The organism is Candidatus Cytomitobacter primus, assembly GCF_008189405.1.
Classification (GTDB): domain Bacteria; phylum Pseudomonadota; class Alphaproteobacteria; order CAJXXZ01; family 1604HC; genus Cytomitobacter; species Cytomitobacter primus.
Map to the genome: position 1 here is coordinate 1 of NZ_CP043316.1, position 25,046 is coordinate 25,046.

Below are 25,046 nucleotides of genomic sequence, written 5' to 3' on the forward strand. Positions count from 1 at the left end.
CAATTGAATCTTAGAGTTTCAATCAATGGTTTTTTTGTAAAAAATCATGTATTATTTGTTTTAGATGAATTATGCTAATTCCAAAGAGATTCAATCAGTTGAAGATGAATTGGATATAAGCAATTGCTTTGTTGAAGACAGTTTGCTTTCTGCTTTTCCTGAAAATTTTTGCATTAAAAAAAGCATTTTGCCATTAAGCTTTACAAATGGAATTTTAACAATCGCATCTAGTGAAGATGTGTTTTATATATCTGAGGACATATCGTCATATGTTAAATTTGATAGGTTGATTTATAAGAAGGTGAAGAAAGATTTAATCATTTCTTATATAAAAAAATTCTATAAAAAGTTGAATTTTCAATCATCAGATTTCAATTCAGAAATTAGCAATATTGGAGAATATATTTGTGATAAAATTTTACTAGATTCTTTCACAAAAAAAGCTTCTGACATACACTTTTGTCCTGGAATAAATAGTGTTTCTGTTAAATATAGGGTTGATGGTGTTTTAAGGAATGTTTTTGAGTTTGAAAAAGAAAAGTGGCCACCTGTTTCTGTTAGAATTAAGGTGATTTCTGAATTAGATATTTCTGAAACTAGAATTCCTCAAGATGGTAGCTTTTCTAAAGAAATTTCAGGGAAGAAAATTGATTTCAGGGTAGCATGTCACCCAACTATGCATGGAGAAAATATTGTTTTAAGAGTTTTGGGGAATAGCAAACCAATTGATTTGAAGGAGCTGAATTATTCTCAAGACACTTTAGAGAATATAAATAAATTCATTGATATGCCAGATGGTTTGGTGATTTTTACTGGGCCTGTAGGATCTGGAAAAACAACATCACTGTATAGTATTTTATCTCATCTTGATCCTCATTCAAACAATATAGTGACTTTGGAAGATCCAATAGAATCATACATTCCTTTAGTTAGGCAAACAGATGTAAATAAATCCCCTAATATGAATTTTGCATCAGGAATCAAGTCTCTTTTAAGGCAAGATCCTAATATTATGCTAATTGGAGAGATTAGGGATTCGGAAACTGCTCATATGGTGATGAGAGCAGCAATGACAGGTCATAAAATATTTACAACATTGCATACAAATAATGTTTTTGGAGTTTTTGATAGATTAATTGAATTTGGCATAGAAAAAACTTTGATAATGCAGTATTTAAAAGGGGTTGTTTCTCAAAGATTAATTAGAAAGCTTTGTTCTTGTAAAGAGTTGGTTCCAAATAATTTGCCAGAACTAGCCCAAAATAGCATTCAATCTAAATTTATATTTCAAGAAGCTGGGTGTAATAAGTGTGATCATACTGGGTTTGATGGAAGGGTTGTCGTTGCAGAAAGCGCATACATAAAAAATGATGCTTGCTGTGGTGGGACCATTTATAATCAAGTAGATATGAAAAAATTGATTCCAGAAGATTTTAAGACAATGTCTATGAATGCTATAGAAAGGGTGATATCTGGTGACACAACTTATAATGAAATCAAAAAATCATTTGATATATACTGAGACTTATACGTTGATATGTAATATAGCATTGTATTAAATGTGTATAGCAAGATAAAATAATGTATTTTAAGTACCTAGCTTTTTCGAAAAATGGAGAAAAGAAGAAAGGAAATATTTATTCTACTAGTTTAGAAGATGCTGTGTTGTCTATTAAGAATCAAGGGTTAGATATAGTATTTATCAAGAGGAGTTTCTTTGTGTTTACAAAGAAATTGAACGATTTTGATCTTTTTTTGATGTTTGATTTCTTATCAAAATTTTTATCTAATGAGCTGACTTTAGACAAATCTTTAGATATGATTGGAAGTTGTGGGATTAAAGCTAGTGAAATGTGCTTGAATATTAAGACGCAAATCACAAAGGGTTTTTCATTTTCAGGGGCTTTATATAAAAACAAGCATATGTTTGAAAACAACAATTTAAGTATTTTCTCTATAATAGATGAAGTAGGATCTTTAGGCAGTTTTTGTAAATTTTTGTCTGATTATTATAAAAAGGTAGATTTAAAGAAAAAGAAGATAAAAAAGAGCTTGAAATATCCAATTATGCTGTCTATCTTCTTTCTTTTCTCATTTTCTATTGTAGTGAATTTTCTGGTTCCAAATATTATAAATCTTTTGCATCAAATGAACAGTACAGTTCCATTGATCTTAAATGTTTTGAATCATATATCTATATATTTCACTCAATACATGATGGGATTAGTATCTATTATTATGTTTATTATTGTTATGAGGAAAAGAATGGATAATATATGGAATATTATGTCTATAGTGAGGAAATATAGGTTTGCCAGAGATTTTGCATTCTTCTTTCATATAAACCATATGTTGTTAAATAATGAGATTAGGTTGATAAATGGATTTAAAGTAGCAAAGAACTGTATGTCTAGTCAAAACAATATTTACATAATAGATAAGGTGTGTGAAAATATAGAATCAGGTTGTTCTGTTAATGAAGCATTTAACATTTCTAAGGTGGATAAATCGCTTTGTAAGTTGATGGGAATGTATGAGAAATCAGCAAATTTACGATCTGGATTTCAAGTAATATCAGAGATGTATGAATCAGAAATGTTTAAGATATTAGACTCAGTTTCAGAATATAGTCAGCCATTTATATTGGCTGTGATTGCTTCTTTAATTGGTGTGATAGTGTATTCAATGATGATTCCTTTGTACAGCTCTTTTGTTTAATTTTATTGGAGGGTGTATGAGTGTTAATAGAGCAATTAATTTGATTTCTAACTTTTACAAGTTTGTTTATAGAGGGTTTAATAAAGATTCAGACAATATGAACATGCTTAGCAATAATGTAATTGATGAATATATGACAGATATTATTGTAGAGCGCATTCCTTCTAATCTGAATTTTTTTGATAAAAGAAAGTGGTTTAAGTATAAAGAAAACCTTTTGCTTAATGATAAAGGCTATAAAAGAGTTGTAATGCAAGATTGGTGTGTTTGGTTATATTCAAACAGGAAGGCAAAAAGATGGTCTATTTTAGAGAAAGTAAAATCACTAAAACTTCTAGTCAATAATTTGTCTGAAAATGAAATTTGGTTTTTTGATGATGGCGAACAGAAAATATGCTTATCTCTTTTAAATGGAAATTTGATATGGTTCAAAATATTAGGAGAGTTTTCTGAGAGTGCTTTGGAACATGTTATAAAACATATGAAAAAATATAGTTTTGAATCTCCCAAAGTAAGAATTTTCGGGGCATATTTTGACTTTAATTATGACGTAGAGGTGTTTTCTATAGACAAAATAGAGAGAGCAATAAAATTCCCTATAAGTAAAATAAAATACAAATATATACAAAATATAATTGAGAACTTGAGATTTGGATTAGCAAATGCAGTGTCTTGTATAACATTGAGCATTCTAGCATTTACATTTTATAGCAAAAGCCATGGTTTAGGCTTAAAAATGCAAGATTTACAATCTAGAATGAGAGTGATTAATAAAAGAATGTTGAATTATCCACCGTTAGATCATTTGAAATCTTTAGAGCATGATGTGCAGAGAAAAATTGATTTATCTAAGCTTGTAGATTATATAAGTAATCATGATTATAAAATTAGGCTTATATCTAAAAATGAACTTTCTCTTCAATTAATTAATATTGATGAAAATAAAAAAAGCATGATATCTGATATTAGTAGGAAGTGTGGGTTTGCAAGAATATGTTTTCATTAAAGCTTGTGAGTAATTTATTGAAGTGTGCTATTAATAGTTTACAGCAATATGCGATTAATTTGCTGAAGCATTCTATTAAATTTTATATTAGATTTATAAGCCCATATCTGAAGAATAGGTGTATATTTTATCCAAGTTGCTCTAAATATGCTTTGACAGTACTAAATGAAGAGGGTGTTTCTGGTGTTCACAAAATTATTATTAGAATTTTAAAATGCAACCCTTTTTATAAGTTTTAAATATTTTAAGATATAGTTTTTATAGTGATGATAATGTTTTGTATAAATTATATGCAATGTTTTATATATATTATTATCTATAGTATAAGTAAATTCATTATAAAGAGACAGTTCATTGTTAAGGTATGATTTGTCGCATGAAGCATAAGATTTTGTATGAATTTGAGCTTTTATTTTCGTGTTTTATTTCTTTTTACACTTGAATCTAAGGATAGGATTTCTTTTTAAAGATAATATTGTTAAATTATAAGCATGCAAAAGTCTTTAGAACAAGTTTTAGAATCAATGAGAAATCGTAAGAAGGAAATAGTAAAAGATGGCACAGACAATAATGCCATTATTGATACTGAATCCTCGTTAGATAAGATCAAAGATGCACTTGGACAATTAAAAGAAATTAAAAATCAAAAAAAATGTATTAAAATCCGCAAAACAGAAACGTTACAAATAGAAGAGGAAGCAATGTATAGTATGCTTCTTCCTTTGTTTGGTGAATGGTTGGAATCAAATAAGAGCGAAATAATGAATCAACTGGGAAGTCAGATTAAAATTCAAGATATTTCTGAAGATATGATGAGAAAAGTTGTGTTTGATGCTGTAGATGAAGAGTTCATTTCAAAATATATAAATAAAATGTTATTTGAGTATATACAGAATCATGAGGATTATATTAAACAATCGATAGATAGTATTATTCAGCATTCTGTAAAAAGCAAACTATATGAAGTGGTTGAAGACGTAATCCACAAGATTATGGGGAAGAAATGAGCTTTATAAGCCATATTAAAGCAATTGAAGACCAATCAGAGTTTAAATTTGAATCATATGACGAAATCATTGTTTTGCCTCCACCTAATATAACTGGTAAATTGCATATTGGTCATGCACTAAATGTTTGTGTGCAAGATTTTAAAGTTAGGTTTGAGAGATTAAATGGTAAAAATATATTGTGGATTCCAGGCACTGATCATTCTGGAATTGCAACACAAATATTAGTAGAAAAATCCATCATGCCTTTAACTAAATATGATTTAGGACGTGAAAAATTCTTGAACAAGGTATGGGAATGGAAAGAAAAGTATCAAGATAACATATATAGTCAATTAAAGTCATTGGGTGTATTGCTGAGTTGGGATCATGCCAAATTTACAATGGATGAAGATATTCAAATTTCTGTTTCTAAGGCATTTTGTGAATTATATGAAGCTGGTTTGATCTATAAAGCTAAGAAAATGATTTACTGGGATACAAAGTTGGAAACTGCAATTTCTGATCTAGAAGTCAAATCTGAGGAATCAAATGGAGAGCTGTATTACATTAAATATGAATTGGATTTTTCAGAATATGAATCAGATTCTTCAGATGAATTCGCAGCTCAATCGTTAAATAATAAAGACAAGCTAAATCAATTCATTACTGTTGCAACAACAAGACCAGAAACATTGTTTGGTGATCAGGCAATTGCTGTAAATCCTAATGATGTACGATATAAAGATTTTATAGGATTATATGCTAAAATTCCTTTGACAAACAGAAAAATAAAAATAATATCTGATGAACGATGTGAGATTGAAATGGGTACAGGAGCCGTTAAAATTACACCAGCACATGATTTCTTAGATTTTGAGATTGGGCAAGATCATAATCTTGAGTGTGTAGATATATTAGATAAAACTGGATCTTTAGATGGAAGTTTGGTGCCTGATAAATATGTAGGGATTGATAGATTTGAAGTAAGGAAAATGTTAGTTGCAGATCTAGGAGAAAATCTTGAAAAAGTTGAGAAGATTAAGAGTATCATTCCATTTGGAGATAGATCAAATACGATTCTAGAGCCTAGATTAACAGATCAATGGTTTATTGATACTGATGATATGGCGAAAGATGCATTGAGAGCATTAGAGAAGATTAAAATTTACCCAGAACATATGGTTAATACATATAAACATTGGATGAATAATATTCAACCATGGTGTATTTCAAGGCAATTATGGTGGGGTCATAGGATTCCTGTTTGGTATTGTGATGAACAGATTATTGTTGCGCTAGATAAAAATGAAGCTGAGAAGAAAGCAAAAGAATTAGGGTTGGATAAAGAAAAGTTAGTACAAGAAAATGATGTTCTAGATACTTGGTTTTCATCAGCATTATGGCCATTTACAACAATTGAGAATAATGATCTTGATATGTCACATTATCCAAATAAGTTTTTGGTTACTGGTAGTGATATACTTTTCTTCTGGGTTGCAAGAATGGTTATGTTTGGGTGTTTTTTCAAAAAAGATGTTCCATTTAAAGAAGTATATTTACATGGTCTGGTCCAAGATAATTTTGGGAAGAAAATGTCTAAATCTAAAAATAATGTTATAGATCCAATTGGAGTTGTAGATAAAGAAGGGAAGGATGTGCTAAGATTTGCTTTGCTCTACTCATCTATTCCAGGTAAAAATACAAAATTTGGAGATAAAAACATTGAGCATTCAAGGCACTTTTGTATTAAGATATGGAATTTATATAAATATATCAAAAATAGTATAAATAATGCTGCAGATGGTAAAGGTTATGCATGTGCAGTGAATCATGTGTGGAATATATGGATTTTGCATGAATTAAAAAATGCTACTGAGGAAATTAAAGAATATATAGATAATTGGGATTTATATCACGCATCTCATAAGATATACAAAGTTATTTGGGATGTTTTTTGTAATTGGTATTTGGAAGGGGCGAAATATTTACTAAATTCAGAATATAAAGAAGAAACCCAATATGTGTTAGAAAGCGCACTACACGATATGTTGATCATACTGCATCCGTTTATTCCATTTTTAAGTAATTATATTTATAAGGATTTGTTTAATAAAGATATTTTAGAGATTGCAGGTATTATGCAAAACTTGCGAATTGATGACCATGTGAATTTGATAGATTTAGATAGAGCAGACAAAGATAGGTTGAGCAAAGATGATTTGGATGGTGATTTAAATAAAAGTATTGGAAATGATGATACTACTGTGCAGTTTATACAGAATGTTACTGAAGAAATTAGATTTATTAAAGCAATTTTTGAAATAGAAAAGAAAGCAATTTTACATATTAGTGATCAGGGACAAGAAGCAAAAGCACTAGACATATACGGAATTATAAAGCAAATAACAAAATGTGAAATCAAACCTTCTAATGATGCATATAAAAGTAATTATATTCCATATCCAGTGATGGGAGGATTTTTAAGCATTCCAATTAAGGATTACGATAAAGATGTTGTGCAAAAGAAATTTACTAAAATTAAGAATGATATAGAGAAGGATTATAATCTTGCATTGAAAAGTAAAAACAATCCTAAGTTTATGTTGAAAGCTCCAGAAGAAATTAGGGAAGAGATTAATTTAAGAGTGGAAACTTTTAGTAGTGAGCTAAAAAAAGTAGATAATATTATTCAGATGTGGGAAAATTCGTTATGAGATTTATTTTATTGTTAGCATTTATGCTTTATGGATGCGAAACTAAACATGGATTTGCAATAAAAGAAAATATAAAAGGAATGTCAGAATCTGAATTGTATAGTAAATATGGGCGTTCAGTAGTGCATCATCCACTAAATAATAATGTAATCTTTTATTTTGAATACTCTGATCAAATTATGAAAGCAAATAAATTGCATTGGATAAAAGTATATTTGAAAGATGGTTATGTTCATAGTTATCAGAGAAATATTACTAATAGCAAGTTGAAAATGGTTCCACATATCAAGCCATCATTAATTAAGACTAAATGGGTAAGTGAGCTATTTGACTATATAGGCTCATCATCAATTAGTTAATGCATCTTTACAGCACAATTAATTAATATATATTTCTGTATTTCATTTCACCTTAACCCTTATTGATATAATGATTGTTTAGGTAATTTATAAGTAATTGTTCACTTAGTATAATTATTAGCATAAACATGATTAGTATAGACGCTATCTTAGTATGGATACTATTTAGGATATAGTTGTTATAATCATTATTTGCATTGAAAATTCATTGGAAATATGTATATAATATCAATTATGAAAGTAACTAGCTCATTAAAAACCTTAAAAAACAGACATAAGGATTGTAAAATTGTCAGAAGAAAAGGAAAGGTGTACGTGATTAATAAGAAGTACCCTAGATATAAGGCTAGACAAGGCTAATGAATCTTATTGAAAATAGTTATCATGATATTTTAGCTATGATACAAAAAGCTAAAGATATTGCAAATGGTGATATACCTAATGCACAGATTAAAAGTGATAAAAAAGCGTATATTGCTTATGATATTATACATAATCATTTGGAAGATAAGCATGAATTATTTGAGAAATTTGTAAATAATATTACACATCATCTTTCTGATAAAGAAGAAGATGATGATTATAATATCTGATATATCTTAAAATATCAGTTAATTCACTAGTTAATTAGTAAAATTGCAAAGTATTTATAGAATGCCGTAGAGGATTAAGATATAATCTATTCTTGATATATGGTATAAGTTATTAGTATAAATATGAAAAAAACACCTTTGATGAAGCAGTATTGTGATTTGAAAGATAATTATAATGATTGTATATTATTTTTTAGAGTTGGAGACTTCTATGAAATGTTTTTCGAGGATGCAAAAAGAGCCTCTCATGCATTAAATATAGCACTCACAGCTCATGGTAAGAATGTTGATGTTCCCATGTGTGGAATTCCATATCATGCTAGTGATGCATATATAGGCAAGTTAATAGACAAAGGGCATAAGATTGCACTATGCGAGCAAACTGAAAGTGTATATGATCGTACGGATAAAAAAGCTCCATTAAAACGAGAAGTTGTAAGGGTTATTACAGCCGGAACGCTAACAGAATCATCTATGCTTGATCCAAAATCATATAATTTCCTACTTTGTTGTAGCCCTATGAAGAATGGATTAATATCTTATTCAATTGTAGATTTATCTATTGGGGATTTTTTTGTAGATTCTACTCCAATGAATGATTTGAACAACGTGTTTTCTAAATGGAACCCAAGAGAATGCTTAGTGCCAGAAAGCATATTGAATCATGATGATCTTTGGAGAAGTATTAATGATTGGCATACGAAAATTCAATTAGTGCCTGATGTGAAATATGACTTAAATCAAAATAGGCTGAATCTAAAAAAGATATATAAAATTGCACATTTAGAGTCATTTGGGTCGATATCTGACTTAGAAGTACGTGCATCAGGTTTTCTTGCTCAGTATCTGATGTATACACAGAAAAGTGAAAATATAGAATTAAAACCAATAGTCAAAATAAATGATAGCCATTTAATGCATTTGGATAAATTTACAAGAGATAATTTAGAAATCACACGTACATTACAAGGAAATATAACAGGAACACTATTTGATACATTAGATAATACTGTAACTGCAGGGGGAGCTAGGTTACTTAAATTTAGACTGACATCGCCTTTGAAAGATTTAGACTTAATTAAGAATCGCTTAAATAGTATAGAGTTTTTTATTGATAATTCGATTATGATCCAAGAAATCAAGAAGTATTTAGCATTGTGTGATGACCTGGATCGCGCTTTGGGTAGGGTGATTTTGGATAGAAGTTGTCCGGCTGATTGTATTAAAATTGCCAATAGTTTGGTGGCAGCTAGAAATATATATAATTTAATTATTGGTTTTGATTTGCCAACGGAAATTAAGGATGGTATTGACGCATTGGGTTATAACGAAACAATTATACAGAAAATAAAAGCTACAATTGTTGAGTGCCCTCCATTGAAAATTAATGAAGGTGACTTTATCAAAGATGGTTATAGTGGTTCTTTAGATGAATTACGCAACATCAAATCCGTTTGTGACGATAAAGTTAAAGAGATGCAAGATGTTTACAAGCAAGAAACAGAGATACCTACTTTAAGGATTAAGTACAACAATGTGCTGGGATATTGTGTTGAGATTCCAAATAGTCAGAAAAAGAAAATGCTGTACTCATTTATTGAAAAACAATCTTTATCTACAATCACAAGGTATAGTAATAGCCATTTGCAGGAAATTAGTGCACGAATGTTAAATGCAAAAGCTTTGGCTGTCGAAAAAGAAGTGCAAATATTTAATGATTTAGTAGATTTTATTAAATCTGTTAAAAAATCGATTTTATATGTAGCAAAAGTAATTGCAATTATTGATGTGAATGTTGCATTAGCTAATAAAAGTATAATCAATAAATATTGTAAGCCAACTATAGATAATGGGAATAATTTTAATATTTCAAATGGGAGAAACCCGATTGTTGAGAATATTTTACAAAAGCATAATGAGACTTTTACAGCAAATGATTGCCAATTAATAGATAAAAAATGCTTGCTAATGACAGGTCCAAATATGGCTGGAAAAAGTACATATTTAAGACAGAATGCATTAATAGCATTAATGGCACAGGCAGGGTGTTATGTTGCTGCAGACAGTATGAATTTTGGTATGATAGATGGTATTTTTGTAAGAATAGGAGCTTCTGATAATCTAGCTAATGGAATGTCTACGTTTATGATGGAAATGGTGGAAGTTGCCTGCATTTTGAATAATGCTACTGAGAATAGCTTGATTATTGTTGATGAAGTTGGTCGTGGAACATCTGCACAAGAAGGTAAGGCGATTGCTTTAGCGATAATGGAACATATATCTATTAGAAAGATTAGGTCATTATTTGCAACTCACTACCATGAACTGGTTAAATTATCTGAGCATGATCAAAATATATTTTGTATGACTATGAGCATTAGCGAGAAAGATGGGAATCTATTATTTATGCATAAAATAAAAAGTGGATTTACAGATCAATCATTTGCTATTTCTGTATGTAAAATGGCTGGAATCCCAAATAGTGTTATTGAAAGATCTAGAAAAATCTTGGAAGATGATAATAAAGATAAAAGAAGTAGAATAGCATAATATATATATAAATATAATATAATTCAAAGCTATAGATAATAGCAGTGATTTTGGATTAGTTTGTTTTAGATCACTTTATCCTTAGAATTGCATATTTTACTTAAAGAGCATTTAGTACATTCTGGTTTGCGTGCTTTGCAAACGTTGCGTCCATGCCATACAAGGAAGTTATGAGCCTCTAGTGCCCATTTTTCAGGAACATATTTTTCTAAGTCTTGTTCAACTTGGTCTGGGGTTTTCCCATTAGAGATTTCTAATCTATTTGCAAGCCTAAATACATGCGTATCTACAGGAAATGTGGGTTTGCGAAATCCGAAATTCAGCACTACATTTGCAGTTTTTCGCCCAACTCCGGGTAGTTGTAATAAATCATCTATATTATTTGGTACTGTTGAATTGAATCGCTCAATTAGCATTTTACTTGTTGCTATTATATTTTTCGCTTTTGAGCGGAATAAGCCAATCGATTTAATATATTCAATGAGCTGATCAACACCAAGTTCTGCAATTTGCTGTGGAGTTGATGCTACTGCAAATAATGCTGGAGTGATTTTGTTCACTTGTACATCTGTAGATTGTGCAGATAGTATAGTGGAAACAAGTAATGTATAATGATCCTCATATTCTAATGCTATAGTTTCTGGCAATTCATCTTTAGATAATATTTCAAATATTTGATCTGCTCTTTGTGTGAGGTAAGCTGTATCCTTCAAATTACGATCAGAATCAGACACTACTTTGTTATTAGTTTTTCTGTTAGGCTGTGTAGTTATTTTTTGTTTGTCAGTGCGTAATTTTATTTTATCAGTTGATTTTTCATATGTGATTTTTTTGACTGGCTTTGCATTTTTTGCTGCATTTTTTTGTTTTGATGGCATTTGGAAATAATGTACAGTATTTTTAATAAAATCAAAATATGTTTTCTTGAACAAAACTCGAGATATTATTAGATATTATTAGATATTTGGTATATTGATTAATTATTTTTACCTGAAAATTTGAAATTTACATTGAAATTTTTGTTTTAACCGTATAATTCAAGCGTTAGCAATATAATTCAATGCATATTAAGATTGATATTGAATGAGGTGAAATTCATATGAATGGGATGAAATTATGATAACTATGCAAGAATCTGTGGTAAATATACCAAAATCAGGAGTGATAATGGGTGTAGATTATGGAGAAGTCAGGACTGGAATTGCTTTTTGTGATTATAATCAAGAACTTTCTATCCCAAATGGTGTTTACGGACCTAAAGCTTATATTGTCAAGATTTTACTTGATCTGATAGTTGAAAGAGAAGTTGTTGGTGTGGTTGTAGGGTGGCCACTGAACATGAAAGGTGAAGAGGCATTTCAGTGTAATAAAACTCAAGAATTTATTGATGAGTTAAAGAGTTCTTGGGATGGGCCAATAGAAAAATTTGATGAGAGATTAAGCAGTTCTTATGTTGCAAATATGTATGGGGATGGGAAGAAATTAGATACAGATGATGCATTGTCTGCTATGATAATTTTAAAATCATTTCTAAATAGTAGGAAGCATTCATAATAATTTATATATTGTAATTTTATGTTTCATAATGCATTTAACAGATTTTTTCTTAATATGCATTTGATTCCAATTTAATAATTTTTGCATAATGTATTTATTGATTGTGAAATATATTGTAGACTTGATAGGATGTTAAATGAGGTAATAAATGGCTAATCATACAGCTACAAAAAAGCGTATTCGTAGAGATCTTAAAGTTAGAAAATCAAATAAGCATGATATGAGCAAATTAAGAACAGTAGTAAAAAGTTTGAAGAAATCTATTGAAAACAAAGAAAATAATGCAGATCTATTCAGAAAGACCCAAGCTTATATTTCTAAATGTGGTCAAAAAAGAATTATTCACCCAGCTAATGCTGACCGTAAGATAAGTAAATTATCTAAAATGTTTCATAGTACAGTTTAATGGTTAATGCAGAATCAATTTGGGGCGATATATTAGTTGAGCTAAAAAACAAGTTGGGGCATTCTACTGTTGGTAGTTGGTTTGAAGATGCAGAAGTTACAATTTGTGATGGCGTTTTGCAGCTTTATGTCAAAACTCAATTTATTTCTAATTGGATTCGTAATCATTATTTAGATGTTGTTCAGGATTTTGCACAAAGAAAGCATAACTTATCCATAGAGCTGCATGTCAAAGAAAATCTTGTGAAAAAATCTCAAACAAGCAGTGATTATTCATTGCCATTGAATAAAGATATGACATTTGAGACATTTGTTGTGGGAAAATCTAATGAAATGGCTTTTACGTCGGCATTGAGAATTGCAGAATCATCTAATAGAATATTTAATCCATTATTTCTTTATGGGCCTGTAGGTTTAGGAAAGACGCATCTTATGCATTCTATTGGTTGGTATGTGAGAAATAATCATGATGGAAAAACTATATGCTATTTATCTGCTGAACAATTTATGATGAAATTCATTAATGCGCTAAAACAGCGTGATATGATGGATTTCAAAGATGAGCTGCGTTCATTTGATGTGCTTATGATTGATGACTTTCAGTTCTTATCAGGGAAAGACTCAACTCAGGAGGAATTCTTCCATACATTTGTATATTTGATTTCTCAAGGGAAGCAGCTAATAATATCAGCTGATAAGGCTCCATCTGAATTATCAGGAATAGAAGAAAGATTAAGATCTAGATTAGGAAGTGGATTAGTAGTGAATGTTCATCCAGCAAATTATGAATTACGTTTGAGCATTTTAAAAGAAAAATCTGTTGGCAGAAATATTAGTGATGATATTCTACAATTCATAGCTGAGAATGTTAAATCAAGCATAAGAGAATTAGGCGGTGCTTTGATGCGTGTTATTGCCTATGTAGATTTCTTTAAGAAAGATTTAAATTTAGATACTGTTAGAGGAATATTAAAAGAATTCGTACAGGATAAAAAATCTATTACTCCAAGTATAATAATTGATTCTATATGTGAGTATTATAGTTTGAATAAAGATGAGTTGTGTTCTAAATCCAGGAAAAAAGAAATATTGAAACCAAGGCAGATAGCAATGTACTTATGTAGAGAATTAACTGATAGCTCTTTGCCAGAAATAGGGCGTTTATTAGGTGGAAAAGATCATACTACAGCACTTTATAGTATTAAAAAGATAGAAAGTAGCATTGATAGTGAAGTGAATCTCGGTTTGGAATTAGATAATATTAGGAAAATTATAGATAAATAGAAGAAACAATTGATATAGTTATTTTTATATATTTATTATTATATTTATATTTGCAAATTGTATATTATTTGCTATAAATAGGGTGATGATTGGAATTGTTTTGGCTGCTGGATCAGGCACTAGATTTGGCAAAAAGTCTAAATTATTTGTAGATTTATGTGGACAACGTGTATTAGATTATCCAATTAATTTATGCAAAGATTTAGGAATAAAAAATATTAATTTAGTTGTAAAAAAAGGCTTGGAAGCTTTAGATATGCTAGATGTTTCACAGTGTAATATATATGTTCAATCAGATAAAAAGGGCACAGGAGCAGCTGTGCAGGCCGTGATTTCTGAATCTATTAATGATGATATCTTGATTTTACTTGGAGATTGTCCTTTAGTAGATAAAATTACAATTCAGAAAGCTTTAAATAAACTAGAAGATAATGTTATTGTGATTGGAGGTGTTCAGTCTGAATCCAGTAATAATCACTCGTATGGAAGAATTAAGTTAGAGCATAATAATGTGATGAAGATAGAAGAGGCAACTGTAAGTTGTGATAATACAAAGTTTAGAAATGCTGGATGGATGCTATGTAAGGGAAAATATCTACATGACTTCCTCAGGCAAATACCTGTAATTCATGGAGAGTACTATCTGACAGAATGTGTTAGAATTGCCAATGATATGGGGTTCAAGGTTGGAATGGTAGAATCTGAGAGTGATATTGGTATAAATACGAGAAATGATTATGTTAATGTTGTGCAGATTCTACAAAATAAATTTCGTATGAATGCTATAGATAAAGGGGCTTTAATGCTTGATCCTACATCTGTATACTTTTCTGCAAATACTGTAATAGAGCATGAAGTTCAAATTGATCCTTATGTTGTATTTAAGAAAGATGTGATTTTAAAATCTGGCAGTACGATAAAGTCATTTTCTCATATAGAATCTAGTGTTGTTGGTGCAAATTCTGTTATAGGTCCATTTGCAAATATTAGAAGTGGAACGTATATGGATGAGAATGTAGAAATTGGGGCATTTGTAGAAACAAAGAATAGTTACATTGGCAGTAATACTAAAGCAAAACATTTAAGTTATATAGGAAATGCTGATATAGGGGAAAATGTTAATATTGGGGCTGGATCTGTATTCTGTAATTATGATGGGTTAAAGAAAAATAAATCAATAATAGGGGATAATAGCTTTTTAGGTGCAAATACTTCTTACGTTGCTCCAATTGATATAGGATCAAATGTAAAAGTTGGTGCTGGTAGTGTTGTTACAAAAAATGTAAGCTCAAAATGCCTGGTGGTAGCAAGAGCTGATCAGAAAGAATATAAGAGAAAGGTTTGATATGTGTGGTTTGATAGGTATTGTTCATAAAGATGACAATGTATGTGAGAAGATTTATGATGGATTGGAATATTTGCAGTACAGAGGGTACGATTCTTGTGGTATAGCAGTTATTCAAGATGATGATTTTCAGATTAATAAGCAAACTGGATCAGTGAGTAATTTGAAGAAAAATTATTCAAATGGAAAAATTGGAATTGGCCATACCCGTTGGGCTACACATGGGTGTATTAGTATAAAAAACACACATCCTTTTGTATATGAAAATCTTGCCATTGTACATAATGGAATTATAGAAAACTATTCAGAAATTAAAGATAGGTATGCTGATTATGAATGGAAAACAGGGTCTGATACTGAAGTAATATTAAAGCTGGCATATGAGTATTTAGAAGAATATAAAAATTTACAGAAAGATGATAATGACAAATCTGATTCTTTAAGTGTTCTTGAATGGGATTATGCATTTAATAAGTTATGTGAGAATTTAGAAGGGTCATTTGCAGTTGCATTTTTAGATTTGAATCATAGTGATAAAGTGTTTTTTATTAGGAAAGGGTTAAGTCCATTATCTATTGCAGTTTCTGATGAATTTGCAGCAATAGCATCAGATTGTTTGGCCTTATCTGAACTGTCAGATCATGTGATTGATATTAATAATGGGCAATATGGATATATACAGAATGGGAAGTATGAGATAAAACCTGGAAATATAAACAAAAAAAGACATATTATTAAGTCTCCAAAAATTTCAGAAAAATCTCATGATACATGGTTTGAGCATGAGTTTGATACTCAACCTATGGTTTTGTCTAATGCATTACATAAACTAAACAATACATTTACATGGCCATCTCTGAAGCCTAATTTGATTGATATTATTGGGTGTGGCAGTGCGTATTTGGCCGGTAATGTAGGTAAGTATTGGATTGAGAAGTATGCCAAGATATTATGTAGAATTAATATGTCTTCTGAGTGGCAGAATATTGAAGGATATAGTAAAACAATAGCTTTAATATCACAATCTGGAGAAACAGCTGATACATTGTCAGTGTTAGATAGAATCCAAAATAAAGAAGTAAGCACTATAGGTTTTGTGAATACATTAGGAAGTACATTATCCAGATCCGTCAATCATATTATTCCTACTTTTGTTGGGCAAGAAGTGAGTGTTGCTTCTACTAAGGCTATGACAGGTCAAATGCTATCTCTATTCTTATGGGCTAATAAATTAGCTGGTATTGATAGACAAAATGAGTTGCTGGATGTATTTGCGAAGATGTCAAATATTATTGATTTATTACCAGAATATAGTAAAGAAGTAATTGATGTATGCTCTAATGTTCATGATTTGTTTATATTAGCTAAAGGTAATTTGGTTCCAATTGCATATGAAGGAGCTTTAAAGATCAAAGAATTAGCATATGTTCATGCTGAGGCATTTAGCGCAAGTGAGTTAAAACATGGTCCATTAGCAATGATCAATCAAGATGCATCGCAAGCAATTGTGTTTTTAGCTCCATCATCAAGTCATTTATGGAAGAAGATGTTATCTTCTGTTGAAGAAGTTCAGAGTAGGGGTGGAAAGGTAATTATTATTAGCGATCAACCTGAAAAATTCAAAAATATACACTATTCAATTAAAATGCCATATATAGATGAAGATCTAGCTCCATTTTTGTATGTACTTCCTATGCAATGGTTAGCGTATAAGCTAGCTGTAAGAAAGGGCAATTCAATTGATATGCCTAGAAATCTAGCTAAATCTGTCACAGTAGAATAGAGTATGGTTAATTAGAAATCGCATAGATTATTATTAACTATTTTAGTGGGTTGGATTGAGTGAGATAGTAATCTTTATAATTCATTTGACCAAATCAATTTGCATAATCATACATATTTTTAGATCTTTTGTTTTTTCTGCATATTATAAGAAGGGCAAGGTGTAAATTGGTAGATTATTTTATAATTGAATTTCTATATCTTCTCAAAATTATGGGTTATATTGTTTATGGTTTTTTGATCAGGTAGAAAAAATAGGGTGTAATTTTCATAATTTACTCGTTCATTGATGCAAATCATGCTCATGTTAGGCTTCCATATTCCATGGTATTTATTACTTGACTCTAAACATTTTGATTTTTTAGGGTGATAGAGTGGGGATTTAATCTCATAATCTCGCTTTGGTCAATTATTCGATCTTGGCCCACGTTAAACATTTATGTTCCATGATCTTATAGTTTAATTCCTAATATAGCAGTTCTTGAAGGTCAGATAGAGTGGGATTCGAACCCACGAGATGAAAAACATCTGCCGGTTTTCAAGACCGGTGCTTTCGACCACTCAGCCATCTATCCAACATCTATAATAGCAGAAAAACATATGATATTGTAAGAGGTATGTTTATTTATTATTTGAGATCAATCGCTTTTATGTCTGTTTTCTATGCATTCTCAACCATATATTTTATCGTAGGGTTGCCTGTTTTAGTTAGTGATATGTTGACGTATAAATATGTAAAAGCCTGGGCACGCATTATAATTTTTATTTTGCGTTTATTTGGAGTAAGAAGCTCAGTTCTTAATGGCAATGCAGTTTCTACAGGAGCTGCTATTGTTTGTCCAAATCATCAATCTTATTATGAAATCATATTGGTTTTTGCATCGTTAAGAAAATCTGTGTTTATAATGAAATCAAGTATTATGAATATTCCAATATTCAATTTATACTTTAAAAAAATGGGAATGATCCCTGTGGATAGGAGTAAGTTTAATAAAAACTGGCAGGCTTTAGCTGAAGAAGAGCTAAAGAAAGGCAAGCAAGTTGTGATTTTTCCTGAAGGGACTCGTGTTCCAATAGGGGGCAAAGTTTCTTATAAGCCTGGAGCTTTCAGATTAGCAAAAAATTTAAATATGAAAATATATCCTGTTAGTACAAATTCAGGTGAAATATGGAAAGGGCCAGGGTTTATTAAAAAAACTGGTGATATATATATTCATTTTCATGAAGCAGTGGATCCAGATCCAGATTTAGTAAGAGAAAAGATCGAAAGTGTTGCTCTGAAATAATATGACTTCAATATATTAATTTAAATAGATCAAATGTATTTCAAGTAGCTATTGAATAGGCATTAGGCTGGGAATTAATAATATGCATTTAGCAAGTTTTATAGTGGATAATATCTAGTCAATTTTCGGATATAGATTTTGTTTGTTAGAGTATTGATAATTCTCGTTTATAAGGTTGTTATAGGGTAGCAAATTAGTGTTTGTAATATGCTTAATGTTGCTTACTTATTATTTATATATTCTTGATTTTAAAATATATCTGTCATAAACCAAGAAGTGAATCTAATACAGCATGCTTTTAACATATCACGGATCATCTTGTTTATATAAATGCTATTTTAGATGTTGCTTCATGTTTAATTTTGCAAGTATTAGTAGGAATAATATGGACCAACCAAGTTATAATATGAAAGTAACTTTGTGGTATAAAAACTTGACTCTTTTATTAACAGAATTTGATTTTGTATTAGTAGGTTTTATGATTATATCAGTAAGCTAAGAATTAATAGCTTTTGACTATTAGTAAATTTTGATCTTTATAATAATTCAGAAGATAATATATTACGAAGTAATGGAGTGATTTAAGAGTGAGGTTGAATTTACTTATTTACATTAATCATGGTTTGAGATAACTTGCGTAATGACCAGAACCATAATAGAAATATAAAACATAAAATTATGCCTAGATATGGGAAGATTTTTAATTGTGAAGAATTAGGAATTAATATCAAAAGCAATGCCTGCACCTGACCACTTAATGATTTTGACAACCTACTTCCAGCAACATCAACAGCAGCTTTGCCCTTTGTTTTAATTTCATCACTTAATGACATATAAGCCATTTCTTTTGTTTGATCAAAAAATACATATTTACCACTTTTGCTTAGAACATTATGGGCAATACCAACAAAAACACATATAGCAATGATAGATATTCCAAAAATATATTTTATACCATAATACTGTATCCCTATAAATGTAAGAAATAGCAATGAAGTAAATCCAGCAAAGATAGGTGTAATCATTGCACAAGACAGCCAGCTATAGCGCTGGAACAAGATATTGGATAAAAATCCAAGTGCGATAGTTGTATACCCTACTATTTGATTAATAGTTCCTATATATAGGATAAAATTAGACTTATTATATGCAAATTTCCTTAATTGTGCTTTCCAAGTTGTTTCAACAATATTAATGCTGAAATTATAACAAAATACTAAAAGCATGATGTACATAACTTGTTTTTGTTTGAAAATCACTTTGAAGCTCGACATCAAAGATAATTTGGATTTTTTGACAGTGTATTTCACATTATCATGCGCAACATATTTTGTGATTAGGAAATATAAGCCTATTATGCATATATTACATATCACTGTAATAAATAAAATCCACTTCAATTGTGAGTCAAATAATGAATCATGAATTATATTCCTATTTAATTTAACAGAGCTTCTTTCCAAGTGAAATATAGTTTTCACTGTATACCCTGCAAATATCAAGCCTAAATATCCTATAATTGCAAATGACCCATAAAAACGTCTACTATCTTCTTTAGAAACAATTTGGTTAGCAAACTGCCAGAAAAGCAAGCTTAAACACATGCTGCACCATAAATCAGCAAAAGAATAAAACAATGAATAGGTCCATAACCCGTAAATTGGCATAACCCACTTTAGGCGTGGGTATAATAATTTCAAATACTCGATATGATCAGGAGATGGATGTAAAAGCTCCTTATTTGGATATAAGTACAATGTGAATATTAGGAAGAATAATGTGAAAAATCCAATGACATAATAAAATATAACTCGATTATCTACCCAATTACACGCTTTGCTATATAAGAATACAAACAAGAAAGATAAGGGCACAACTATAAAGATCTTCAGGAAATTTACAACCTCAGCTCCAGAATTTTTATCAGCTATCATTAATGTATCTTTTAATGTTTTGAAGATTGAAGTATTAAATAAAATCAACAGCATTAATAAAGATATAGGAACAAAAAGTTTTAATTCTGATTTTTTGATTGGGAATAGAAGTTTCATACTGCATTTTATTCTCTGTAAAAAAGTGAACAATGTTAACATAAACTATATTATAATTCTTAACAACAAATTTGTTTTTTGCAACCCCTTCATCAAGATCATCAATTACATTATAATCGGGTGATAAGGTAAAAATGAAAATAATCGCGATCAGTAACATAAAAGGTGGAACAGGTAAATCTACAATATCTGCAAATCTCATCACAGCTTTAAGTGAAAATGGGCATAAAGTTTTTGCTATAGATATAGATAACCCGCAATATACACTGCATAATTACTTCAAGAATAGATCAGATGCTTTGAAGAATAAATTTGAATATATAAAATTAGACAACATTGATAATCTACAACAAGTGATTTCTGAAAATCAGCATTATGACTATATTATTATAGATACTCCTGGAAATATTAATGATTCAACTAAGAAACTTTATGGTTTTATTGATATATTTCTTACTCCTGTGAGTGATAGTAGGCTTGATCTGGATGTGATTGGTCAATTTGACCCTAAGGATGAAAAATTTACTCCAGGGTGTTATGCAAGTATGATCTGGGAAGTAAGGAAGCATAAATTAATTAATAAGCGAAAGCAATTAGAATGGATTGTTATTCCAAACAAGTTAAATGTAAGGGTTACAAACAACCAAAGAAAAGTATTATTATTATTGCAGAAGATGCAGAAAACTCTTGGGTTTACATTATGTCCAGGGGTGAAAGATCGAGTAGTATTTAAAGAGTTATTTAATAATGGTAGGACTGTATTTGACTTGCCTAAATCCAAACTAACAATATCTAGCATTGCTGCTAAAAATGAGATTAGATCTATAGTATTTAAATTAAATAGCATGAATAATTGAAGTAGTTTAAACTGCAGTGATTTAAAGTTGAGCGTGTACTTAATTTTAAACATGTTATTCAGAGCATTTTTAATTCAGAAAACATTTTTTTTGATTTATGCATAATATTCTTAAAGTTGTAATTTTAATGTTGCGAGTATGATTTTTTCAATATTTCAATTTAGTACGCTCAACTTCTCTTCGTAAATCTCTTTCTTTGATAGTTTTGCGCTTATCAAATTTCTTCTTTCCTTCTGCTATTCCTATTTCAATTTTGGCTAATCCTCTTACGAAATATAGCTTTAATGGAACTAATGTTAGTCCTTTTTCTTTGATCTTTCCAATTAATGACCTGATTTGTTTTTTCTTAAGGAGTAATTTTCGATTGCGAGTAGTGTCATATTCAATAGTGGAATTTTTATATATAGGTATAAACATATTCATTAACCATGCTTCATTATCGTGTAGCATAACATGCCCCCTTACTATATCTCCCATTCCATTTCTAATAGCCTTTACTTCTCCTCCTAATAGTACTAGCCCAGCTTCAAAAGAGTTTAAGATTGTGTAGTCGAATCTGGCTTTACGGTTTAACAGCATAGTGATTGTACTTTCGCGAATACATTTTCAAGTTGTGTGTCAATAATATGAAATCTGGTCTTATATGATTGTATTATGCCTGTTTTGTATAAATAGTATTTAATAAATAGGGGGCTTGGTACTGAAAATACTAGTTGCGAAATGTGTTTCCAAGTTTGTATGCGTTTTAATTGTAATGTTTGTTCTGATTGCAGAATTGAGTTTTGTGGAATGTTTTGTTTTTGTTCTTTATGGATCTGAGTATTGATAGCAGAAGGTTTGTTATGTGTTATATGATGAGATGATTCTATGGAAACTTTATGTGTGTTTTCTTGTGCTTCTCCCTGTATTTGAGCAAGCATTTGAGGACATATATTGCCAACTGCACTAATCATTCCTGTAAATCCTATATTCATAAAATCTTCTAGCTCATCATCATTGCCTCCAAACCACTGCCATTTTTTATATTTTGTAATATCTACTATGTTTCCAGATTCTTTGATTCCAATAATATTTTTTATTTTATATAATTCGTCGTATAATTCTGGGTCAATAATAGTAGAGAATCTTGAAGGATTATTATAAATAATTATATTTTTCTGGAGAAAATCATCTTGCTGTAATAAATTCGATGCTTTATGAAAATAATCTAACTTAGACTGTAAATTCGGTTTAATAAAATATTGTGGGGATAGTAGAATTTTATCACAATAGCGGTATGTATTTGCATTATAGTGATATAAAGCCATTGATGAATAGCATCCAATCACATCTATATCAGGGAAATGGTTATTTATGTATTGTAGCATTTCAGATTTTTCAGTATCAGTGAGTAAAATTCCTTCTCCTGTTGTGCCACCTACTACGATTCCTTTAATATCATTTTGAATTAGGTGATTTATGAGTTTGTTTAAGGATGGAAAATCAATTTCTCCAGAATCTAAAAATGGAGTGACAATGGCGACATAATTATTTTGCATAACAGTACTGTCTAACTTTTTGTTAATATTTTCAATAAGATTTTTAAGGTTTATATGATTTTGTAATCAGAGTTTGGTATTTTGGCTTTGATAGTTTCATATTGCTTGCTGATTTTTTTATTACTTTATGATTTATTATTGGCTTAATTGTATTAATAGAATTAATATGATCTTCGAACTTTTCTGAAGTAATAATTGTACCGCTACGATGGTGGAAAAATAATTTTTTACTTGGCTGAGGATTAATTGATGCAATTAATGCTTCATATCCAGGATTTGTGATTGGTGCTATTGGTAATTTATATTTGACATAAGTATTGTATGGAGACTGTATTTTTGTATCTTTTATCATTACTCTAGATATATGGGTTTTGCCTTTAGTTATTGCATATGAAGCAGTTGAGTCAGCATCTAGTCTCATGTTCTTATCAAGTCTGTTACGAAATATTGTGGCAATCATGTGCATTTCATCAAAATTTTTAGCTTCCTTCTGAACAATAGATGCAAATATAATCCAATTTTGTTTATTATTCCAATATTTTTGTTTAGATTTACTCCAGATTTGATTAGTCATTTTTATAAAATCTCTATTCATTTTTCCTAACATATCATTGATATTAGTATTACGAGCATATATATATGTTCCTGGGGCTAATGTTCCTTCATCAGGAATCTTTGATACTGTACCATTAAAATAAGTGGTTGTTTCTAAGATTTGGCATACTTGAAATGATGATAATCCTTCTGGGATTGTTATTTTCCTCATGTAAAATTTGTGAAATATAATATGGTATATAAATTGTACAATATTCTTAGGATTATACTCGCCACTTTTTAAGTCAAATACTTTATTGCTAGATAAGATTAGCATCAATAATGGAGTGGTAAAATATGGCGCAGTAGAAGGTGATTTATATTGTTCATTATGCATATTGTGTGATTTACTATCATGCATATTCTGCAGTTGGTTTTTCTGAATGGATCTGCGGAAAACCAAAAATCTATCACTTATAGATGCTCCAGGTTTGATATATATAATATGGTGAATTGGTTGAAATAAAACGCACATTACAGTTAGTAAAGCAAACACTTTAATAAAGTGCATTCTGAATGAACTAAAGTATAACTTGAAATATGATGCAGAATATTTATGAGATTTATAAGGTCGGCAAAGAATTGAGATTATACAGGTAACAAATAATGCATCTGTTATGTATGGTAAATACTGAATATACTTTATTGCACAGTTAGTTATATTAATCATATTTATAATTATTGTTTAAGATAAATGTATTAAATTTAATATAAAATACTATTAGCTTTTAAACTCTCATTAATGCAGAGACAGATAATGTCCCCATACCTTTCTTGTTGAATGTCACTCTGTTCTTAATTGTATTAGACCCTTGCTTGAATAAATTAATCTGAGCTGGATGTAAGTATCTAACCTCTAATACCATGACTCCTAATCTGATTTGAGGTCCAATACCAATCATAGGTATCCATTGCCACTCTTTATGCTTTGTGTTTTTAGAGTCATCTGTCGATTCCATATATTGTCCATGAGGCCCTACAAAAAATAGAAGTCGAAATAATGAAAAATTCAATCCTGCCGCTCCCATCACTCCTAAAGTCCATGAGCTAGAATTTATCATATATTTAAGTGTTGATTGTTGAGTTTCAATGGTGTTTTTCTTTCTAAATGATCTGCTTGCATCAATACAAAATCCTGCAGAAAGCATGCCAGCGGAAAAAAAGCTTTCCAATGATAATCCCATTACAAACCTACTTGAAAGTTTTCCTGTGTTTTTCTCTGCAATGATTACGTTTTTAATTTCTTTAATAGTGTCATTTAGTTTTCCTTTTAGTGTTATGGTGCTCATATCTAGGCCAATTCTAGGTCCTATATAAAATGATATAGAGTTAATTTGACTGATAAACATGAGAAATAAAATGATTTTACGCATAAACTAATTTTATTGATATTAATGAGAGATTGCAATGTATGTTAT

23 protein-coding genes and 1 tRNA gene are annotated in these 25,046 nt (G+C 29.9%); 17 read left to right on the plus strand and 7 right to left on the minus strand.

What is annotated here, in order from left to right:
- Positions 1-64 precede the first annotated feature (64 nt).
- The 10 genes from FZC34_RS00005 (at position 65) to mutS (ending at position 10,929) form a co-directional block, all read left to right on the plus strand.
- Positions 65-1,522 carry a GspE/PulE family protein gene (locus tag FZC34_RS00005; protein ID WP_148971428.1) on the plus strand — a complete coding sequence of 486 codons (1,458 nt, stop codon included), beginning with the start codon at positions 65-67 and terminating at the stop codon, positions 1,520-1,522.
- 59 nt (positions 1,523-1,581) lie between these two features.
- On the plus strand, positions 1,582-2,718 hold the full coding sequence (locus FZC34_RS00010; protein ID WP_148971429.1) for a type II secretion system F family protein: 1,137 nt from the start codon (positions 1,582-1,584) through the stop codon (positions 2,716-2,718).
- A 16-nt stretch (positions 2,719-2,734) separates the two neighbouring features.
- On the plus strand, positions 2,735-3,724 hold the full coding sequence (locus FZC34_RS00015; RefSeq protein ID WP_148971430.1) for a hypothetical protein: 990 nt from the start codon (positions 2,735-2,737) through the stop codon (positions 3,722-3,724).
- Complete coding sequence (yidD, locus tag FZC34_RS02845; RefSeq protein WP_148971431.1) at positions 3,712-3,963, plus strand: membrane protein insertion efficiency factor YidD; 252 nt, start codon at positions 3,712-3,714, stop codon at positions 3,961-3,963. The genes FZC34_RS00015 and yidD overlap by 13 nt, the downstream gene beginning before the upstream one ends.
- Before the next feature lie 252 nt (positions 3,964-4,215).
- A complete protein-coding gene (locus FZC34_RS00025; protein ID WP_148971432.1) occupies positions 4,216-4,731 on the plus strand; it encodes a hypothetical protein in 516 nt (171 codons plus the stop codon).
- On the plus strand, positions 4,728-7,427 hold the full coding sequence (locus tag FZC34_RS00030) for a valine--tRNA ligase (RefSeq protein WP_148971433.1): 2,700 nt from the start codon (positions 4,728-4,730) through the stop codon (positions 7,425-7,427). The genes FZC34_RS00025 and FZC34_RS00030 overlap by 4 nt, the downstream gene beginning before the upstream one ends.
- Positions 7,424-7,786: a hypothetical protein gene (locus FZC34_RS00035; protein ID WP_148971434.1), complete on the plus strand. Its 363-nt coding sequence runs from the start codon at positions 7,424-7,426 to the stop codon at positions 7,784-7,786. Before FZC34_RS00030 ends, FZC34_RS00035 begins: the two co-directional genes overlap by 4 nt.
- A 234-nt stretch (positions 7,787-8,020) precedes the next feature.
- A complete protein-coding gene (gene ykgO, locus FZC34_RS00040) occupies positions 8,021-8,146 on the plus strand; it encodes a type B 50S ribosomal protein L36 (RefSeq protein ID WP_148971435.1) in 126 nt (41 codons plus the stop codon).
- A complete protein-coding gene (locus FZC34_RS00045) occupies positions 8,146-8,379 on the plus strand; it encodes a hypothetical protein (protein ID WP_148971436.1) in 234 nt (77 codons plus the stop codon). The genes ykgO and FZC34_RS00045 overlap by 1 nt, the downstream gene beginning before the upstream one ends.
- Before the next feature lie 123 nt (positions 8,380-8,502).
- The gene (gene mutS / locus FZC34_RS00050; RefSeq protein ID WP_148971437.1) at positions 8,503-10,929 is read left to right on the plus strand and encodes a DNA mismatch repair protein MutS; all 2,427 of its coding nucleotides are present in this window, start codon (positions 8,503-8,505) and stop codon (positions 10,927-10,929) included.
- 65 nt (positions 10,930-10,994) lie between these two features.
- Here mutS and nth read toward each other — a convergent pair whose 3' ends face one another.
- Positions 10,995-11,807 carry an endonuclease III gene (gene nth / locus FZC34_RS00055; protein ID WP_148971438.1) on the minus strand — a complete coding sequence of 271 codons (813 nt, stop codon included), beginning with the start codon at positions 11,805-11,807 and terminating at the stop codon, positions 10,995-10,997.
- Between the two features lie 238 nt (positions 11,808-12,045).
- Here nth and ruvX point away from each other — a divergent pair, with 238 nt between their 5' ends.
- The 5 genes from ruvX (at position 12,046) to glmS (ending at position 17,303) form a co-directional block, all read left to right on the plus strand.
- The gene (gene ruvX / locus FZC34_RS00060; protein ID WP_148971439.1) at positions 12,046-12,483 is read left to right on the plus strand and encodes a Holliday junction resolvase RuvX; all 438 of its coding nucleotides are present in this window, start codon (positions 12,046-12,048) and stop codon (positions 12,481-12,483) included.
- A gap of 151 nt (positions 12,484-12,634) precedes the next feature.
- A complete protein-coding gene (gene rpsT / locus FZC34_RS00065) occupies positions 12,635-12,892 on the plus strand; it encodes a 30S ribosomal protein S20 (protein WP_148971440.1) in 258 nt (85 codons plus the stop codon).
- Entirely contained in the window at positions 12,892-14,175 is a 1,284-nt protein-coding gene (dnaA, locus tag FZC34_RS00070) for a chromosomal replication initiator protein DnaA (protein WP_148971441.1), read from the plus strand. Before rpsT ends, dnaA begins: the two co-directional genes overlap by 1 nt.
- A gap of 85 nt (positions 14,176-14,260) precedes the next feature.
- Positions 14,261-15,520 carry an NTP transferase domain-containing protein gene (locus FZC34_RS00075; RefSeq protein WP_148971442.1) on the plus strand — a complete coding sequence of 420 codons (1,260 nt, stop codon included), beginning with the start codon at positions 14,261-14,263 and terminating at the stop codon, positions 15,518-15,520.
- Position 15,521: 1 nt separating this feature from the next.
- The gene (gene glmS / locus FZC34_RS00080; RefSeq protein WP_148971443.1) at positions 15,522-17,303 is read left to right on the plus strand and encodes a glutamine--fructose-6-phosphate transaminase (isomerizing); all 1,782 of its coding nucleotides are present in this window, start codon (positions 15,522-15,524) and stop codon (positions 17,301-17,303) included.
- 488 nt (positions 17,304-17,791) lie between these two features.
- On the opposite strand, the gene FZC34_RS00085 is transcribed toward glmS, so the two are convergent.
- Positions 17,792-17,877, minus strand: a tRNA-Ser gene (locus FZC34_RS00085).
- Between the two features lie 42 nt (positions 17,878-17,919).
- Here FZC34_RS00085 and FZC34_RS00090 point away from each other — a divergent pair.
- Positions 17,920-18,588, plus strand: a complete 669-nt coding sequence (locus FZC34_RS00090; RefSeq protein ID WP_148971444.1) for a lysophospholipid acyltransferase family protein — start codon at positions 17,920-17,922, stop codon at positions 18,586-18,588.
- Between the two features lie 599 nt (positions 18,589-19,187).
- On the opposite strand, the gene FZC34_RS00095 is transcribed toward FZC34_RS00090, so the two are convergent.
- Positions 19,188-20,639 carry an Npt1/Npt2 family nucleotide transporter gene (locus FZC34_RS00095; RefSeq protein WP_187440042.1) on the minus strand — a complete coding sequence of 484 codons (1,452 nt, stop codon included), beginning with the start codon at positions 20,637-20,639 and terminating at the stop codon, positions 19,188-19,190.
- Between the two features lie 134 nt (positions 20,640-20,773).
- On the opposite strand from FZC34_RS00095, the gene FZC34_RS00100 reads away from it, so the two are divergent.
- Positions 20,774-21,496: a division plane positioning ATPase MipZ gene (locus tag FZC34_RS00100; protein WP_148971446.1), complete on the plus strand. Its 723-nt coding sequence runs from the start codon at positions 20,774-20,776 to the stop codon at positions 21,494-21,496.
- A gap of 147 nt (positions 21,497-21,643) precedes the next feature.
- On the opposite strand, the gene smpB is transcribed toward FZC34_RS00100, so the two are convergent.
- The 4 genes from smpB to FZC34_RS00120 all read right to left on the minus strand — a co-directional run bounded on the left by smpB (position 21,644) and on the right by FZC34_RS00120 (position 25,001).
- Complete coding sequence (gene smpB, locus FZC34_RS00105; RefSeq protein WP_148971447.1) at positions 21,644-22,075, minus strand: SsrA-binding protein SmpB; 432 nt, start codon at positions 22,073-22,075, stop codon at positions 21,644-21,646.
- A complete protein-coding gene (locus tag FZC34_RS00110) occupies positions 22,066-23,034 on the minus strand; it encodes a dihydrodipicolinate synthase family protein (protein ID WP_148971448.1) in 969 nt (322 codons plus the stop codon). Before FZC34_RS00110 ends, smpB begins: the two co-directional genes overlap by 10 nt.
- A 43-nt stretch (positions 23,035-23,077) precedes the next feature.
- A complete protein-coding gene (gene mltG, locus FZC34_RS00115; RefSeq protein ID WP_187440043.1) occupies positions 23,078-24,139 on the minus strand; it encodes an endolytic transglycosylase MltG in 1,062 nt (353 codons plus the stop codon).
- A 217-nt stretch (positions 24,140-24,356) separates the two neighbouring features.
- A complete protein-coding gene (locus FZC34_RS00120) occupies positions 24,357-25,001 on the minus strand; it encodes a hypothetical protein (RefSeq protein ID WP_148971450.1) in 645 nt (214 codons plus the stop codon).
- Positions 25,002-25,046: the final 45 nt, after the last annotated feature.

Bases quoted from the DNA above. Each gene is read 5' to 3' on its own strand.
- FZC34_RS00005 (WP_148971428.1), top strand. From the start codon at position 65: ATGAATTATGCTAATTCCAAAGAGATTCAATCAGTTGAAGATGAATTG.
- FZC34_RS00010 (WP_148971429.1), top strand. From the start codon at position 1,582: ATGTATTTTAAGTACCTAGCTTTTTCGAAAAATGGAGAAAAGAAGAAA.
- FZC34_RS00015 (WP_148971430.1), top strand. From the start codon at position 2,735: ATGAGTGTTAATAGAGCAATTAATTTGATTTCTAACTTTTACAAGTTT.
- yidD (WP_148971431.1), top strand. From the start codon at position 3,712: ATGTTTTCATTAAAGCTTGTGAGTAATTTATTGAAGTGTGCTATTAAT.
- FZC34_RS00025 (WP_148971432.1), top strand. From the start codon at position 4,216: ATGCAAAAGTCTTTAGAACAAGTTTTAGAATCAATGAGAAATCGTAAG.
- FZC34_RS00030 (WP_148971433.1), top strand. From the start codon at position 4,728: ATGAGCTTTATAAGCCATATTAAAGCAATTGAAGACCAATCAGAGTTT.
- FZC34_RS00035 (WP_148971434.1), top strand. From the start codon at position 7,424: ATGAGATTTATTTTATTGTTAGCATTTATGCTTTATGGATGCGAAACT.
- ykgO (WP_148971435.1), top strand. From the start codon at position 8,021: ATGAAAGTAACTAGCTCATTAAAAACCTTAAAAAACAGACATAAGGAT.
- FZC34_RS00045 (WP_148971436.1), top strand. From the start codon at position 8,146: ATGAATCTTATTGAAAATAGTTATCATGATATTTTAGCTATGATACAA.
- mutS (WP_148971437.1), top strand. From the start codon at position 8,503: ATGAAAAAAACACCTTTGATGAAGCAGTATTGTGATTTGAAAGATAAT.
- nth (WP_148971438.1), bottom strand. From the start codon at position 11,807: ATGCCATCAAAACAAAAAAATGCAGCAAAAAATGCAAAGCCAGTCAAA.
- ruvX (WP_148971439.1), top strand. From the start codon at position 12,046: ATGATAACTATGCAAGAATCTGTGGTAAATATACCAAAATCAGGAGTG.
- rpsT (WP_148971440.1), top strand. From the start codon at position 12,635: ATGGCTAATCATACAGCTACAAAAAAGCGTATTCGTAGAGATCTTAAA.
- dnaA (WP_148971441.1), top strand. From the start codon at position 12,892: ATGGTTAATGCAGAATCAATTTGGGGCGATATATTAGTTGAGCTAAAA.
- FZC34_RS00075 (WP_148971442.1), top strand. From the start codon at position 14,261: ATGATTGGAATTGTTTTGGCTGCTGGATCAGGCACTAGATTTGGCAAA.
- glmS (WP_148971443.1), top strand. From the start codon at position 15,522: ATGTGTGGTTTGATAGGTATTGTTCATAAAGATGACAATGTATGTGAG.
- FZC34_RS00090 (WP_148971444.1), top strand. From the start codon at position 17,920: ATGTTTATTTATTATTTGAGATCAATCGCTTTTATGTCTGTTTTCTAT.
- FZC34_RS00095 (WP_187440042.1), bottom strand. From the start codon at position 20,639: ATGAAACTTCTATTCCCAATCAAAAAATCAGAATTAAAACTTTTTGTT.
- FZC34_RS00100 (WP_148971446.1), top strand. From the start codon at position 20,774: ATGAAAATAATCGCGATCAGTAACATAAAAGGTGGAACAGGTAAATCT.
- smpB (WP_148971447.1), bottom strand. From the start codon at position 22,075: ATGCTGTTAAACCGTAAAGCCAGATTCGACTACACAATCTTAAACTCT.
- FZC34_RS00110 (WP_148971448.1), bottom strand. From the start codon at position 23,034: ATGCAAAATAATTATGTCGCCATTGTCACTCCATTTTTAGATTCTGGA.
- mltG (WP_187440043.1), bottom strand. From the start codon at position 24,139: ATGCACTTTATTAAAGTGTTTGCTTTACTAACTGTAATGTGCGTTTTA.
- FZC34_RS00120 (WP_148971450.1), bottom strand. From the start codon at position 25,001: ATGCGTAAAATCATTTTATTTCTCATGTTTATCAGTCAAATTAACTCT.